Source organism: Segeticoccus sp. (genome assembly GCF_035708005.1).
In genome coordinates this window covers 1-14737 of sequence record NZ_DASSTI010000169.1, presented here as the reverse complement: position 1 = coordinate 14737, position 14737 = coordinate 1, and the positions used below count along the sequence as shown (strand labels likewise).

Below are 14737 nucleotides of genomic sequence, written 5' to 3'. Positions count from 1 at the left end.
GCAGCCGGGCCCGTCAGTTCGGGGACCAGCGGGTGCGGGCCACCTCGGTCGCCGGGAGGGAGGGCAACGCCTGCATGGCACGCATCTCCTCGCCGAGCCCGTGCCGCAGCATGGTGAGCCGTTCGTGGGCGCTCTCGGCCTCGAGCAGCGCCTGGCGCTCACGGAGGGTGAGCAGGCAGGTGGCCGACAGGGCGTAGGAGAGGTAGGCGGGATCGGCGGGCAGGTCACCGGTCAGCACCGGGCCCCCGCGGATGTCGCTGAGCCGGGCCCGGTAGGAGTGGAAGGCGGCCAGGGCCCGGGTCGCCTCGTCGCGGGCAGCGGGCTCGTCGCGATCGCCGAGCAGCTCCACCTCGGCATGCAGGTAGTCGCCGGTGGGGTCGAGGTCGGTGATCCGGAAGCGCTCCCGGCCGGTCACCTCGATGTCGAAGCGACCGTCGTCGTAGGGCTCGACCGAGGTGAGCTGGGCCAGCGTGCCGACGCGGTGCACCGACTGCACGCCGTGGTCGCCGACCTCGTAGCCCTCGCGGATCGCGACGATCCCGAAGACCCGCTGCACCGGGTCGGTCAGCTCCAGCAGATCGAGCACGAGCTGGCGGTAGCGCTCCTCGAAGACGTGCAGCGGCGTGCTGACACCCGGGAACAACACCGTGTTCAGCGGGAAGACCGGCACCGTCGTCACGGCCCTCAACCTAGCCCCCGCACGGGTCCGCGGCCTGAAACCGGCGCGGAGCGGCATGCCGGGCCACCCTAGACTGGGGCGCATGATGCGCCGGATCGACCTCAGGGGTGTGACCAGCGACGGCGCTGCGCCCGACTACCGCAGCCTCGTCCCCCGCGCCGACTTCGACGTCGACGCGGCGGTGCACGTGGTGCGGCCGATCTGCGAGGCGGTCCGCGACCGCGGGGTCGAGGCGATCCGCGAGTTCTCCAGCGAGTTCGACGGGGTGGAGCAGGCCGACATCGCCGTGCCGGTCGAGGTGCTGACGGCGGCCCTCGAGGCGCTCGACCCCGACGTCCGCGCCGGGCTGGAGGAGTCGATCCGCCGGCTGCGCGAGACCTGCGAGGCCGAGCTCGAGTCCGACACCGTGACCGACCTCGGCCCCGGCGCTCGGGTCACCCAGCGGATGGTGCCGGTCGACCGCGTCGGCCTCTACGTGCCCGGTGGCGTGGCGCCGCTGGTCTCCAGTGTCGTGATGAACGTGGTGCCGGCCCAGGTGGCCGGGGTCTCCTCGATCGCGCTGACCAGCTCGCCGCAGCGCGACGCCGGCGGTCTCCCGCACCCGACGATCCTGGCCGCCTGCGCGCTGCTGGGCATCGACGAGGTCTATGCCGTCGGTGGGGCGCAGGCGATCGCGATGTTCGCCTACGGTGCGGGCCCGTGCCGACGGGTCGACCTGGTCACCGGACCGGGCAACATCTACACGGTCTCGGCCAAGCGGCTGCTCAAGGGCGTCGTCGGCATCGACTCCGAGGCCGGCCCCACCGAGATCGCGATCCTCGCCGACAGCAGCGCCGACCCGGCGTACGTCGCCGCGGACCTGATCAGCCAGGCCGAGCACGACCCGCTGGCCGCCTCGGTCCTGGTCACCGACTCCGCCGAGCTGGCCGAGCTGGTGGAGGCCGCGCTCGAGCCGCAGGTCGCGGCGACCAAGCACGTCGAGCGGATCCGCACGGCCCTGACCGGCGAGCAGTCCGGCATCGTGCTGGTGGACGACGTCGAGCAGGGGCTCGACGTGGTGAACGCCTACGCCGCCGAGCACCTGGAGATCCACACCGCCGACGCCGCCGCGGTGGCCGCGCGGGTCCGCAACGCGGGAGCGGTCTTCGTCGGGGCCTGGGCGCCGGTCTCGCTGGGCGACTACTGCGCCGGCTCCAACCACGTGCTGCCCACCGCGGGCTGTGCCTGCCACTCCTCGGGGCTGTCGGTGCGCGCGTTCCTGCGCGCGGTGCACGTGGTGGAGTACTCCCGCGACGGCCTGCAGGAGGTGGCCGGACACGTGGTGAACCTGGCCGAGGCCGAGGACCTGCCCGGGCACGGCGCCGCGGTCCGGGTGCGCCTCGGATGAGCAGTCCCTGGCCGCCGCTGCGCGAGGAGCTGCGTGGACTCGCGCCGTACGGCGCTCCCCAGCTCGACGTGCCGGTCGCGCTCAACGTCAACGAGAACCCCTACGGGCCCTCGCCGCGGGTGGTCGCCGACATCGCGGCAGCGGTGGCCGAGGTCGCCGGCAGCCTGAACCGCTACCCCGACCGGGAGTTCACCGAGCTGCGCAAGGGCCTGGCCGACTACCTCGCCCGCGAGACCGGTGTCGTGGTCGCTCCCGAGCAGGTGTGGGCGGCCAACGGCTCCAACGAGGTGATGCTGCAGCTGCTGCAGGCCTTCGGCGGCCCGGGGCGCACCGCGGTCTCGTTCGCGCCCACCTACTCGATGTACCCGGAGTACGCCCGCGACAGCATGACCGGCTGGGTGGCCGGCCGTCGACGTGACGACTTCGGCTTCGACCTCGAGCATGCCCGGGAGCTCGTCGCCGAGGTGCGGCCGAGCGTGGTGCTGCTGCCCTCGCCGAACAACCCGACCGGCACCGCCCTTCCGCACGACGTCATCGGCACGCTCTGCGAGCTCGTGCCCGACGGCGTGGTCGTCATCGACGAGGCGTACGCCGAGTTCCGGCGCGCCGGCACTCCTTCGGCGCTGGAGCTCCTCGCGTCGCACCGCAACCTGGTCGTGACCCGGACCATGAGCAAGGCCTTCGCACTCGCCGGAGCGCGCCTGGGCTACCTGGCCGCCGCGCCGGAGATCTGCGACGCGATGCGGGTGGTGCGACTGCCCTACCACCTGTCCGCCGTGACCCAGGCCGTCGCCTCGGCCGCGCTGCGCCACGCCGAGGAGCTGCTCGGGCGCGTCGACGAGCTCCGCCACGAGCGCGACCGGCTGGTCGGCTGGCTGCGGGAGCGCGGCTTCGAGGTGGCCGACAGCGACGCGAACTTCGTGCTGTTCGGCCGGTTCGCCGACCGCCACGCCGTGTGGCAGGGCCTGCTCGACCGTGGTGTGCTCGTCCGCGAGACCGGCCCCGACGGCTGGCTGCGGGTCTCGGTCGGCACGCCTGCGGAGATGGCAGCATTCACCGAGGCGCTAGTGGAGGACACGCGATGAGCCGGACCAGCACGATCGACCGGGTGACCCGGGAGTCCAAGGTGCACGTCGAGCTCGACCTCGACGGGAGCGGCCGGGCGCAGGTCTCCACCGGCGTCGGCTTCTACGACCACATGCTCGCCTCGTTCGCCCGCCACGCCCTGGTGGACCTCGTCGTCGAGGCCGAGGGCGACCTGCACGTCGACGGCCACCACACCGTGGAGGACACCGCGATCGTGCTCGGTGAGGCGATCCGCGAGGCCCTGGGCGAGAAGGCGGGCGTGCGTCGGTTCGGCGACGCGACCGTGCCGCTGGACGAGGCCCTCGTGCAGGCGGTGGTGGACGTCTCCGGCCGACCGTTCTGCGTGCACACCGGGGAGCCCGAGGGACAGGCCTACGCCCTCATCGGCGGCACCCCGCCGCTCTACGCCGGCTCGATGACCCGGCACGTCTTCGAGACCCTCGCCTTCCGGGCGCACCTGGCCCTGCACGTGCGGGTGCTCTCGGGTCGCGACCCGCACCACCTCGTCGAGGCCCAGTTCAAGGCGTTCGCGCGGGCCTTCCGCGACGCCGTCGCCCTCGACCCGCGCGAGACCGGAGTGCCCTCCACGAAGGGCACTTTGTGACCAAGCGCGTCGTGGTCCTGGACTACGGGTCCGGGAACCTCCGCTCGGCCGTGCGCGCGGTGGAGCGTGCCGGGGTCGACGTCGAGCTCACCGGCGACCGGACGGCGGCCGTCGAGGCCGACGGGCTGGTGGTGCCCGGGGTCGGCGCCTTCGCCGCGTGCATGGCCGGTCTCACCGCGGTGCGCGGCCCGGAGGTGATCGGCCGCCGGCTCGCCGGGGGCAGGCCGGTGCTCGGCATCTGCGTGGGCATGCAGGTCCTCTTCGCCCAGGGGATCGAGCACGGCGTGGAGACCGACGGGTGCGACGAGTGGCCCGGGGTGGTGGAGCGGATCCGGGCGGCCGTCGTACCCCACATGGGCTGGAACACCGTGACGGCCCCGGCCGGTTCGCGGATGTTCGCCGGCATCGAGGAGGAGCGGTTCTACTTCGTGCACTCCTACGCCGTGCGCGACTGGGCGGAGCTGTCCGCGCTCGGGGCCGAAGGGCGCACCCGCCCCCCGCTGGTCACCGTCGCCGAGCACGCAGGCGACCGGTTCGTCGCCGCCGTCGAGAACGGGCCTCTCTGGGCCACCCAGTTCCACCCCGAGAAGTCCGGCGACGCCGGGGCCCGGTTGCTGCGCAACTGGGTCGAGAGCATCTGAGGAGAACGATGTCGCAGTCCCGTCCGGACCACCTGGAGCTGCTGCCGGCCGTCGACATCGCCGGCGGCCGGGCCGTCCAGCTCGTGCAGGGCGAGGCCGGGTCGGAGAAGCGCTTCGGAGACCCGGTGGAGGCCGCGCTGCGCTGGCAGGAGGCCGGGGCGGAGTGGCTGCACCTCGTCGACCTCGACGCCGCGTTCGGTCGCGGCAGCAACCGCGAGCTGCAGGCGCGGATCGTCGGTGAGCTCGACATCGCCGTCGAGATGAGCGGTGGCATCCGCGACGACGACTCGCTGGCCGCCGCGATGGCGACCGGGTGCCGGCGGGTCAACATCGGCACCGCCGCGCTGGAGCAGCCCGCGTGGTGCGCCCGGGCGATCGCGGAGTACGGCGACCGCGTCGCGATCGGGCTCGACGTCCGTGGCCGCACGCTCGCCGCACGAGGATGGACCCGTGAGGGTGGCGACCTCTACGACGTCCTCGCCCGGCTCGACGCCGAGGGCTGTGCCCGCTACGTCGTCACCGACGTCAACAAGGACGGCATGCTGCAGGGGCCCAACCTGGAGCTGCTGCGCGACGTGTGCGCCGCGACCGACCGCCCGGTGGTGGCCTCGGGCGGGATCACCGAGCTGGCCGACCTCGAGGCGCTGATGGCCCTGCAGCCGGACGGCGTGGAGGGGGCGATCATCGGCACCGCGCTCTACGAGGGCCGGTTCACCCTCCAGGAGGCGCTGGCGCTGACCTGGCCGGCGGACGGCCGGTGAGCCTCGCCGTCCGGGTGATCCCCTGCCTCGACGTCGACGCCGGGCGGGTGGTCAAGGGCGTCAACTTCGCCGACCTGCGCGACGCCGGCGACCCGGTGGAGCTGGCCCGGCTCTACGACGCCGAGGGGGCCGACGAGCTGACCTTCCTCGACATCTCCGCCTCCCACGAGGGCCGGGCCACCACCCTGGACATCGTCTCCGCGACGGCCGAGCAGGTGTTCATCCCGCTGACCGTCGGGGGCGGGGTGTCCTCGGTCGAGGACGTGGACCGGCTGCTGCGCGCAGGCGCCGACAAGGTGGCGGTGAACACCGCGGCGATCCACCGGCCCGAGCTGGTCGCCGAGATCGCCGACCGCTTCGGCAGCCAGGTGCTGGTGCTGTCGGTGGACGCGCGCCGTGCCGAGCGGGCCGACGGGGCGTCGTACGACTCGGGCTTCGAGGTGACCACCCACGGCGGGAGGAGGTCCGCCGGCCTCGACGCGGTGGCGTGGGCCGCGCGCGGCGCGGAGCTGGGCGCGGGGGAGATCCTGCTGAACTCGATGGACGCCGACGGCACCACCGACGGCTTCGACCTCGAGCTGATCCGTCTGGTGCGCGCGGAGGTGTCGGTGCCGGTGGTCGCGAGCGGGGGAGCGGGCCGCGTCGACCACTTCCCGCCGGCGGTCCGGGCCGGGGCGGACGCCGTGCTGGCCGCCACCGTGTTCCACTTCGGCACGCTGCGGATCGGCGAGGTCAAGGACGCGCTGGAGGTCGCCGGCCTGCCGGTCCGGCGGTGACTACCGGCTCGGCAGCCAGCAGAACCCGTAGCGCTGGCCTGCGCGCCACTGCTCGCGCGTGGGCCACTCGAACGCCCAGGAGTACTTCAGCGCCCCGTGGGCGAGGTTGGCCGCGACCTGCCTGCAGCGGGCGTCCGCCGCGGCGCCGACGCCCCGCGCGTACAGCCGGGTGTGCTGCGGGAGCCCGACCACGCTGACCGCGCGCCAGCTGTGCCGGTGGGAGCAGATCACCCGGTCGAAGTGCGGGGAGTCGGGGGCCGCGGTGCCGCAGGTGCCGAACCGGGCCAGCGCGTGCGGACGGTCGAGGACGCCGCGCAGGCGGGGCGGCAGCGGGGCGAGCTGGTCGCGGCCGGCGAGCGCCACCACGTCACAGCGGTACCACGTGGCCCCCTGCTCGCCCTGGGCCAGCGTGGGGCCGAACCAGACGACGGTGAAGCGGGACAGCCGCCGCACGTCCCGGCTTCCCCCGACGTAGCCCGCCAGGGTGCCCGGGCAGCGGTTCGCGATCTGCTGCTGCACGCTCCGGGAGTCCACCGTCAGCAGGTGGCCGTCACGCACCGGGTCGAAGTGGCCCACGGCCACGGTGACGCTGGTGTGGCGTGACGTGCAGGACACGGCGGCGGAGCTGTCGGTGGGAGACGTGGCCTGGGAGAAGCCCAGCCGGTGACAGGACCCGGTGCGCGGTGCCGGCGGCGGGGAGGGCGGCTGCGAGGGGGTCGGGGACGGCGCGGCCGTGGACGCGGTCGGGTGGTGCGTGGGTCCGGCCTGCGGGGTCCCGACGCTGCAGCCCACCGCGACCGCCACGAGGGTGACCGCGGCAGCCCCGAGGGCGGCACGGGCCCGGCGGATCACCGATCCGTCCTCGCCCAGCACACCGAGCGTCGGTTGCCGGCCTGCCACTCCGCCCGGTGGAACCAGGTGTAGCCGAACTCGTAGTCGGTCGGGTAGTGCATCCACGCCCCCACCCAGTCCGAGCAGTAGTCCCGTGAGCGCACCTGGACGATGCGGTCACCGGGATAGGGGTCGCCGGGCTGGCCGACCTTGACCGCAGTCACCGCGCGCCAGTCGTGGCGGGCCGAGCAGGGCACCTTCACCGATCCGGTCACGGTGGCGCCCCGCGCGCACGTCAGCCACGTGTTGGGCTGCTGCTTGCTGAAGAGCCCGCGCGCGGTGGTGGGCAGCGGCCGGTAGCTCCGGGCGCCGTCCGGGCCGCCGACGACGTCGCAGCGGTACCAGCGGGCGCCCTGCCCCCAGGCGTCCTGCGACGGGCGGAACCAGGCCCAGCTGAGCCGGATCCGGAGGGCCAGGCTCTCGTCGGCCCCGAGGAAGCGGTCGAAGCGCTGCTGGCAGGTGTGGTAGATCCACCGCCCGTGCCGGCGGTCGTCGTACGACGAGCCGGTGCTCGCCGGCAGCGTGCCGATCGCGAACGTCTCGGCGGTGTGTCGCGCGGAGCAGGGCACCACCGGCGAGGAGTTGCTCGGCTGGCGGACGTCCTGCGGGGTCAGCACCCGACAGCTTCCGAGCCTGGGGGGCGAGAGCCGGTCGGCCTGCGCCTGCCCGCCCGGGGCGGCGCAGCCGGAGAGCAGCAGAGCGACCAGGACCGCCAGGGCGCCCGCCGCGGACGAACCTCGCACGTGGCCCCCGATCGATCAGCCGACATCGCCGGAACTCTACCGCCGGCGCCTCACTCCGCGACCAGCGCGGCGACCGTGGCGCCGAGCTCGTAGGCCTGCTCGCGGTGCCGGTCCTCCACCTCGCCCATCACCTCGAGCACCTCGTAGCCCTGCTTCCACCCGAGGGCGCCGACGATGGAGAGCACCGAGCGCACCGCGCCGGTGGTGTCGTAGCGACCGTGGACGTAGAGCCCGAACGGCCTGCCCCGGGTGGCGCCGTCGGACTCGGTGCCGCCTCCGGAGGCGTCGAGGGCACCGCCGACCTGCAGGAAGGTCGAGTCGAAGACGTGCTTGAGGGCGCCGGACATGTAGCCGAAGTTCGCGGGGGTGCCGAGCAGGTAGCCGTCGGCCTCGAGCAGGTCCTCGTGGGAGGCCGCACCGGTGGCGAAGTCGAGGGCACGGCGCTCGACGACCTCCACCGCCTCGAGCGCGTCGTCGCGGGTGCCGGCCAGCGCCGCGTCGGTGAGCCTCGCGACGGCGGCCGTGGGGGAGTGGTGGATCACCAGCAGTCGGGCCATGGCGCCATTACACCCGCCTCATCGCGGGACTCGGGAGGGGCGGTTGACCAGGTAGACCCCGGCCGCCACCAGGGCGGCGCCCACGGCCAGCGGCACCCCCACAGACTCACCGAGGAAGAGCGCGCCGATCAGGACCGAGACCAGCGGGACGAAGAAGATGTACGTCGCCACCTTGCTCGCCTCACCGGAGACGAGCAGCCGCAGCCACAGCACCCACGCGAGCGTGGTGCCGATCAGGCCGGTGTAGAGGAGTGCGCCGACGAAGCGCCACGACCAGGTGATCTGCCAGCCCTCCAGCGGGAGACCGATCGCGAGCAGGAGCACCGCCCCGACGGTGAAGGCACCGGCCACCGCCCACCAGGCGCCGACGCGGGGCACCGCCGGCTTGAACGCGATCGTGCCCACGGCCCAGGCGACGGCTGCGCCGACGGCCTCGAGGATCCCGTGGCCGGACAGGTTCCCGCTGATCGCTCCCGCCGACACCACCACGATGCCGCCGAAGCCCAGGAGCAGGCCGATCGCCTTGGTCGTGCGCATCGACTCGCCCAGGAAGCGCCAGGCCAGCAGCCCGACCAGCACCGGCTGCAGGTAGATGAGCACCGCGGTGAGGCCGGAGGGGAGGGCCAGCAGCGCGAGGGTCTGCAGGGCGAAGAAGCCGGCGATGTTGGTGATGCCCAGCAGCCCGTGCCACTGCCAGGTCTCCCGGATCCGGGGGACCCCGTCGCGCACCAGCGCCACGGGCACGAGGATGACCGCTCCCATCAACGCCCGGATCCCCGCGAACACCAGCGGGGGAGCGGCCTCGAGGCCGATCTTCACCGAGGCGAAGGTCGACCCCCACGCCAGCACGAGGACGACCGTGGTGATGATGCGGTCGAGCCCCGAACGCTGTGTCACCCGGTCATGGTCGCAGCCGCGGCCCGCTGGACCGGCGGAGGGTCCGGGGCTCGGCCGGTGAGCGAGACCCGCTATGCTGACCCGGTCATGATGCGCAGCCTCCTCCTTCGCTGCCGCAGCGAGGCCTGACCCGCCGGACCTCCTCGCTGCGGGAAGCCGACGCGCCCGGCACCACCGCCCCGATGCGAAGAAGGACCCCATGACGCTCCAGTTCGAAGCCCCTCGCGATCGATACAGCCGCAACACCCAGCGACCCAGTGGGATGCCCGTCGGCCGCTACCGGGCGTTCCCGCCCGTCGAGCTGCCCGACCGCACCTGGCCCGATCGCACCATCACCCAGGCTCCGCGGTGGCTCTCCACCGACCTGCGCGACGGCAACCAGGCGCTGATCGACCCGATGAGCCCGGCGCGCAAGATGACGATGTTCGACCTGCTGGTCCGGATGGGCTACAAGGAGATCGAGGTCGGCTTCCCCAGCGCCTCCGAGACCGACTTCGGCTTCGTCCGGCAGCTGATCGAGCAGGACAAGGTGCCCGAGGACGTCACCATCTCGGTGCTCACCCAGGCCCGCGAGGACCTGATCGAGCGGACGACCCAGTCGCTGGTCGGCGTGCACCACGCCAACATCCACCTCTACAACGCGCTCGCACCGCTGTTCCGCCGGGTGGTCTTCCACGCCGGCAAGGACGAGGTGAAGGACATCGCGGTCCGTGGCACCGAGCTGGTGATGAAGTACTCCGAGGCCAACCTGGCCAAGACCGTGATCGGCTACGAGTACTCCCCGGAGATCTTCACCGGCACCGAGCTGCCGTTCTCGGTCGAGGTCTGCGAGGCCGTCTCCGACGTCTGGCAGCCCGACGACGGCCGCGAGATCATCCTCAACCTGCCGGCCACCGTCGAGATGGCCACGCCCAACGTCTACGCCGACCAGATCGAGTGGTTCACCCGCCAGCTCACCCGCCGGGAGGTGACCACCGTCAGCCTGCACCCCCACAACGACAGGGGTACGGCGGTCGCGGCCACCGAGCTGGCGATGATGGCCGGCGCCGACCGGGTCGAGGGCTGCCTCTTCGGCCACGGCGAGCGCACCGGCAACGTCTGCCTGGTGACCCTGGGGATGAACCTCTTCAGCCAGGGCGTCGACCCGATGATCGACTTCAGCGACATCGACGAGATCCGCCGGACCGTGGAGTACTGCACCCAGCTGCCGGTGCACCCGCGGCACCCCTACGCCGGCGACCTAGTGTACACCGCGTTCTCCGGCAGCCACCAGGACGCCATCAAGAAGGGCCTCGAGGCGCTGGAGCAGGAGGCGGTCGAGGCGGGCCACCCGGTGGACCAGCACCCGTGGGAGGCGCCGTACCTCCCGATCGACCCCAAGGACGTCGGCCGCACCTACGAGGCGGTCATCCGGGTCAACAGCCAGTCCGGCAAGGGCGGCGTGGCCTACATCATGAAGGCCGAGCACAAGCTCGATCTGCCGCGGCGGCTGCAGATCGAGTTCAGCCGCGCGGTGCAGCGCACCACCGACGACGAGGGCGGCGAGATGTCGCCGGAGGCGATCTGGGACGCGTTCCGTGGCGAGTACCTCGAGCGTGAGGCCCCGCTGAAGCTCAACTCGGTGCACACCTCGTCCGCGGCGGGGGAGAAGGACGCACTCTCCGTCAACGTCTACGTCGACGGCGAGCTGCGCACGCTCACCGGGAGCGGCAACGGGCCGATCGAGGCGTTCGTCAACGCGCTCAACGACCTCGTCGCCGACGAGCAGGCCAACGGCAACCCGGCGTACGACGACCGCGGCGACGTCCGGGTCCTCGACTACGCCGAGCACGCGCTCTCCTCCGGGGGCGACGCGATCGCCGCGGCCTACGTGGAGTGCGCCGTCAACGGCGAGATCCTGTGGGGTGTGGGGCTCGACCCCAACATCGTGACCGCCTCGCTGAAGGCCGTGATCTCCGCGGTCAACCGTGCCTGACCGCGGCTGACCCGGCCCGATCCGGGCCGGTCACGGCGCGCGGTCCGTTGTTCACGCGAGGGGCAGCAGCACGGTGACGGTGGTGCCCTCGCCCTCACGGGAGGCGACGCTGACCTCACCGTCGTGGCTCTCCACGATCGCCTGGACGATCGGCAGGCCCAGGCCGGTGCCCTGGATGGCGTGGTGCTGGACGTTGCGCGACCGGAAGAACTTGTCGAAGACCGAGCCCAGCTCGTCCTCGGGGATGCCCATGCCGGTGTCGCTGACGCGGAGGCGGGCGCGGCCGTCGGAGCAGTCGACCTGCACCAGCACCCGTCCGCCGGTGTCGGTGAACTTCAGCGCGTTGCCGACGAGGTTCCCCAGCACCCGCTCGAGGTCGTCCGCGTTGGCGTGGACCGCCACCGCCCGGTGCGGCAGCTCCGCCTCGAGCCCGATGCCGCGGGCGCCGGCGGTGGACCGGAGGTCGGCGGCGCAGTTGCGCGCCAGCTCGGCGAGGTCGACCTGCTCGCGCTCGGTGTGGCTGGTGGCGGACTCGTAGCTGGTGAGCAGCAGCAGGTCGTCGGCCAGGGTGAGCAGCCGGTCGCTGTTGCGCGAGATCGCCCCCACGACGTGTTCCTGCTCGGGGGTGAGGTCGCCGACGAGCCGGTCCTCGAGCATCTCGAGGTAGCCGATGATGCTGGTCATCGGCGTACGCAGCTCGTGGCTGACCGTCGAGACGAACTCGTCCTTCGCCGCGTCGAGGAGCTGCAGCTGGCGGACCGCCTCACGCTCTCGGTCCAGGGCCTTGATGAGCACCGCCTGGCTGTGCCGGGCCTCGGTGACGTCGCGGAGCACGAAGAGGAAGCCGATCGGGTGGCCGAAAGTGTCGGTCACCTCGTTGGTGGTCATCGACACCGTGCCCAGCTCCCGCGTGCCCGACCGGAGCGTCCAGTCACGGGTCTCCGGGATGCCCTCGGCCCGGACCGGCTCGACGAGGGAGTCGAAGCCCGGCGGCCGGGAGCTGTCGGCGGCGGCGTGCTGCGCGAGCTGCACGGGGTCGAGGAAGTCGGTGATCCGGTAGCGCGAGGCCGTGGCCGCGTCGATGCGCAGCAGCTTCTCGGCGCCGGTGTTGAAGAGCGTGATGCCGCCGTAGAGGTCGGTGCCGATGAAGCCGGTCGTGGTGGCCGAGCGGAGCAGGTGGTTGACCAGTCCCGCCGACTCCCGCTCCGCGGTGACGTCGGTGCCGGTGATCACGAAGTGCGCCGGGAGGCCCTGGGAGTCCTTGGCGATCGCGCCGGCCAGCTCCAGGCGGCGGCGGCCACCGGTGGCGGTCAGCACGTCGACCTCGAGCTCGCGGGGGAGGACGGCGTCCTCGGCGGTGGCGAAGAGCTTGATCGCCTGCTCGCGGAACTCCGGGGCGATCAACGTGTCCCAGACCTTGCGGCCGACGAGCTGGGCGCGGGTGAAGCCCGTGGTGGCGGTCACCGCGGGGTTGGCCAGCAGCACCGTGCCGTCCAGCTCGGTGACCACGATCAGGCTTCCGGCGATGTCGACCACCGCCTCGCTGAACTCCTTCTCCTCGCGCAGGCGCTCGCGTGCCTCGTAGGCGTCGGTCAGGTCGATGAGGTGCGCCGAGAGCAGCCGCTCCTGCTCGCCGGCGGAGTTGGGCGAGAGCGACATCAGCAACCGGGCCCGCGCGTTCTGGCGCACCCCCACCGGACCGGTCCAGCCGTCCACGTCGCCGGAGAGCACCTGGCGGGCGGTCTGCACGAACGGCGGGTCACACTCCAGGAGCTGGTCCAGCGGGCTGCCCAGGAGCTGCCCGCGGGTCGGCCCGAGCGTGGCCAGCGCGGCTTCGTTGGCGTCCACGACGACGATGCCGCGACGCTCCTCCCGCAGCAGCAGCATCGGGACGAGGGAGCCGACGAAGGTGTTGCGGAAGGTCGCCTCGCTGGCCGCCACCCGGCTGAGGGTGCGCCGCCGCTCGGCCTCGGCCACGGCGAGCGGCAGCCCGGTCAGCACCACGCAGAGCACGTAGAGGTCGGCGACCAGGAAGCGGTACCAGCCGGGATCGCCCTCGGTCACGCTGACGAACGGCCCCCAGCCCGCCTCGGTGAAGCCGGTGACCAGCGCCGCGCAGACGGCCTGCTCGATGGCCACCACCCGTGGGCCGAACTGGAAGCCCGCCCAGATCAGGAAGGGGACCGGCGCGAAGGCGACCAGCAGGAAGGAGCGCGGGCCGAACACGAGCAGGGTGACGGCGAGCAGGGCGCTGGCCTGGAAGCACAGCTGCAGCACGGTGCCGGTGCCGAAGCGCCACGAGGAGCGGCCGGGGACCAGCAGCAGCGGCGCGAGCACGACCATGCCGGAGATGGAGCCGAGCGCCGCGAGCGCCGCGGTGGACCACAGGTCACCGCCGACGAGCTGCACGACGACCGCCCCGGTGCCCAGGCCGCAGGTGAGCCCTCCGGCCAGGGCGGCCGCGAAGAGGTGCCAGACGTCACGCAGCCGGTCGAGACGGGAGACCACCCCGACCCGGCGCAGCCAGAGCGCGGCGACCAGCACGCCACCGGCCTGCGGCAGCGCCTGTGCCAGGGCGGGCACCAGGTCGGCGCCGGCGGACAGGTGCACACCGGCGTACGACGCGTACAGCGCACCGGCCGTCCAGCCCCACCACGACGTCGGTGAGGCCAGCAGGGCCAGCAGCCCGAGGCCTGCTCCGGGCCACCAGACGGCGACAGGAACGGGGGAGGAGGCGGCCTGCGCGACCAGCAGGTCGGCACCGAAAGCGCCCAGCACGAAGACGGCCGACAACCAGGGTCGGCCCGGTCCTCGGGCACCGGCACTCACGGGAGGCCTCCCTCCAGGGCTCGCGCTCGTCATAGTCTGGCGGTCATGAGGCTGGTTTCGGAGCGAATCGGACAGTTCTTCTGCGACGGGCATCGGCTGGAGTACACCGAGTACGGGTCCGGCGACCGCTGGGTCGTCCTCGTGCACGGCCAGCTGATGCCTCGCCGCATGCACCAGCCGCTCGCCCGCACGCTGGCGAGCGCGGGGGCCCACGTGGTCACCGTGGACCTGCTCGGCCACGGCCGCTCCGACCGGCCGGAGGACCCGCTGCTCTACTCCATGACCGCGTTCGCGGAGCAGGTCGTGGCGCTCCTCGACGAGCTCGGCGCCGGCCAGGCGGTGGTCGGGGGCACCTCGCTCGGCGCCAACGTCTCGCTCGAGGTCGCGACCATCGCCCCCGAACGCCTCCGCGGGCTGATCATCGAGATGCCCGTGCTCGACAACGCGCTCGAGGCCGGCATCCTCGCCTTCGCGCCGCTGCTGTTCGTCTCCCGCTTCCTGCCCGGCGCCGTGACCGCGGTGCGCTGGGCCTCGCGCTCGGTTCCCCGGGGGGTGGTGCCCTTCTGGACCGGCATCGCCCTCGACACGCTCAACCAGCGCCCGGGGGCGGTGGCGGCGGCGATCCACGGGATCTTCTTCGGCCGGATCGCTCCCTCCTCCCGGCAGCGCCGGGCCATCGACGTCCCCGCCCTGGTGGTGGGCCACCAGCGCGACCCGATCCATCCTGCGGCCGACGCGGCGATGGTGGCCGAGGAGCTGCCGCGGGCGGAGTTCGTGCAGGCCCGCAGCATCCTGGAGTGGCGGGTGCACCCCGAGCGGCTCGACGAGCTCGCGGCGGACTTCGTCGAGCGGTGCTGGGCCGCCGACGCGCCCGTGTCGGTCGACGCGCCGTCGGGCGGCTGAGGGACAAT

General features: G+C 73.0%; 14 protein-coding genes. 8 read left to right on the top strand and 6 right to left on the bottom strand.

Features of this window, described 5'->3' with window-relative positions:
* Positions 1-13: 13 nt before the first annotated feature.
* Complete coding sequence (locus VFL99_RS16185; protein WP_325107387.1) at positions 14-679, bottom strand: LON peptidase substrate-binding domain-containing protein; 666 nt, start codon at positions 677-679, stop codon at positions 14-16.
* Between the two features lie 82 nt (positions 680-761).
* Between VFL99_RS16185 and hisD the strand changes: the two genes are divergently transcribed.
* The 6 genes from hisD to hisF are packed head-to-tail and all read left to right on the top strand — an operon-like array spanning position 762 to position 5934.
* Positions 762-2066 (top strand): histidinol dehydrogenase, encoded by a 1305-nt coding sequence (gene hisD / locus VFL99_RS16180; RefSeq protein ID WP_325107386.1) that lies wholly within the window; start codon positions 762-764, stop codon positions 2064-2066.
* Positions 2063-3151 carry a histidinol-phosphate transaminase gene (locus tag VFL99_RS16175; RefSeq protein ID WP_325107385.1) on the top strand — a complete coding sequence of 363 codons (1089 nt, stop codon included), beginning with the start codon at positions 2063-2065 and terminating at the stop codon, positions 3149-3151. The genes hisD and VFL99_RS16175 overlap by 4 nt, the downstream gene beginning before the upstream one ends.
* Positions 3148-3756, top strand: coding sequence for an imidazoleglycerol-phosphate dehydratase HisB (gene hisB, locus VFL99_RS16170; protein WP_325107384.1), 609 nt, complete (start codon positions 3148-3150; stop codon positions 3754-3756). Before VFL99_RS16175 ends, hisB begins: the two co-directional genes overlap by 4 nt.
* Positions 3753-4397 carry an imidazole glycerol phosphate synthase subunit HisH gene (gene hisH / locus VFL99_RS16165; protein ID WP_325107383.1) on the top strand — a complete coding sequence of 215 codons (645 nt, stop codon included), beginning with the start codon at positions 3753-3755 and terminating at the stop codon, positions 4395-4397. Before hisB ends, hisH begins: the two co-directional genes overlap by 4 nt.
* An 8-nt stretch (positions 4398-4405) precedes the next feature.
* Positions 4406-5158 carry a bifunctional 1-(5-phosphoribosyl)-5-((5-phosphoribosylamino)methylideneamino)imidazole-4-carboxamide isomerase/phosphoribosylanthranilate isomerase PriA gene (gene priA, locus VFL99_RS16160; protein ID WP_325107382.1) on the top strand — a complete coding sequence of 251 codons (753 nt, stop codon included), beginning with the start codon at positions 4406-4408 and terminating at the stop codon, positions 5156-5158.
* Positions 5155-5934 carry an imidazole glycerol phosphate synthase subunit HisF gene (gene hisF / locus VFL99_RS16155; protein WP_325107381.1) on the top strand — a complete coding sequence of 260 codons (780 nt, stop codon included), beginning with the start codon at positions 5155-5157 and terminating at the stop codon, positions 5932-5934. The genes priA and hisF overlap by 4 nt, the downstream gene beginning before the upstream one ends.
* Here the strand turns inward: hisF and VFL99_RS16150 are convergent, their stop codons facing one another.
* The 4 genes from VFL99_RS16150 to VFL99_RS16135 all read right to left on the bottom strand — a co-directional run bounded on the left by VFL99_RS16150 (position 5935) and on the right by VFL99_RS16135 (position 9022).
* A complete protein-coding gene (locus VFL99_RS16150) occupies positions 5935-6807 on the bottom strand; it encodes a septum formation family protein (RefSeq protein WP_325107380.1) in 873 nt (290 codons plus the stop codon).
* Positions 6783-7442: a septum formation family protein gene (locus tag VFL99_RS16145; RefSeq protein WP_325107379.1), complete on the bottom strand. Its 660-nt coding sequence runs from the start codon at positions 7440-7442 to the stop codon at positions 6783-6785. The genes VFL99_RS16150 and VFL99_RS16145 overlap by 25 nt, the downstream gene beginning before the upstream one ends.
* 176 nt (positions 7443-7618) lie before the next feature.
* Complete coding sequence (locus VFL99_RS16140) at positions 7619-8125, bottom strand: flavodoxin family protein (RefSeq protein ID WP_325107378.1); 507 nt, start codon at positions 8123-8125, stop codon at positions 7619-7621.
* Positions 8126-8143: 18 nt separating this feature from the next.
* A complete protein-coding gene (locus tag VFL99_RS16135) occupies positions 8144-9022 on the bottom strand; it encodes a DMT family transporter (protein ID WP_325107377.1) in 879 nt (292 codons plus the stop codon).
* A 199-nt stretch (positions 9023-9221) separates the two neighbouring features.
* On the opposite strand from VFL99_RS16135, the gene leuA reads away from it, so the two are divergent.
* A complete protein-coding gene (gene leuA / locus VFL99_RS16130) occupies positions 9222-10997 on the top strand; it encodes a 2-isopropylmalate synthase (protein WP_325107376.1) in 1776 nt (591 codons plus the stop codon).
* A gap of 51 nt (positions 10998-11048) precedes the next feature.
* Here leuA and VFL99_RS16125 read toward each other — a convergent pair whose 3' ends face one another.
* Positions 11049-13826: an ATP-binding protein gene (locus tag VFL99_RS16125; RefSeq protein WP_325107375.1), complete on the bottom strand. Its 2778-nt coding sequence runs from the start codon at positions 13824-13826 to the stop codon at positions 11049-11051.
* A gap of 45 nt (positions 13827-13871) precedes the next feature.
* On the opposite strand from VFL99_RS16125, the gene VFL99_RS16120 reads away from it, so the two are divergent.
* Entirely contained in the window at positions 13872-14729 is an 858-nt protein-coding gene (locus tag VFL99_RS16120) for an alpha/beta fold hydrolase (RefSeq protein WP_325107374.1), read from the top strand.
* Positions 14730-14737: the final 8 nt, after the last annotated feature.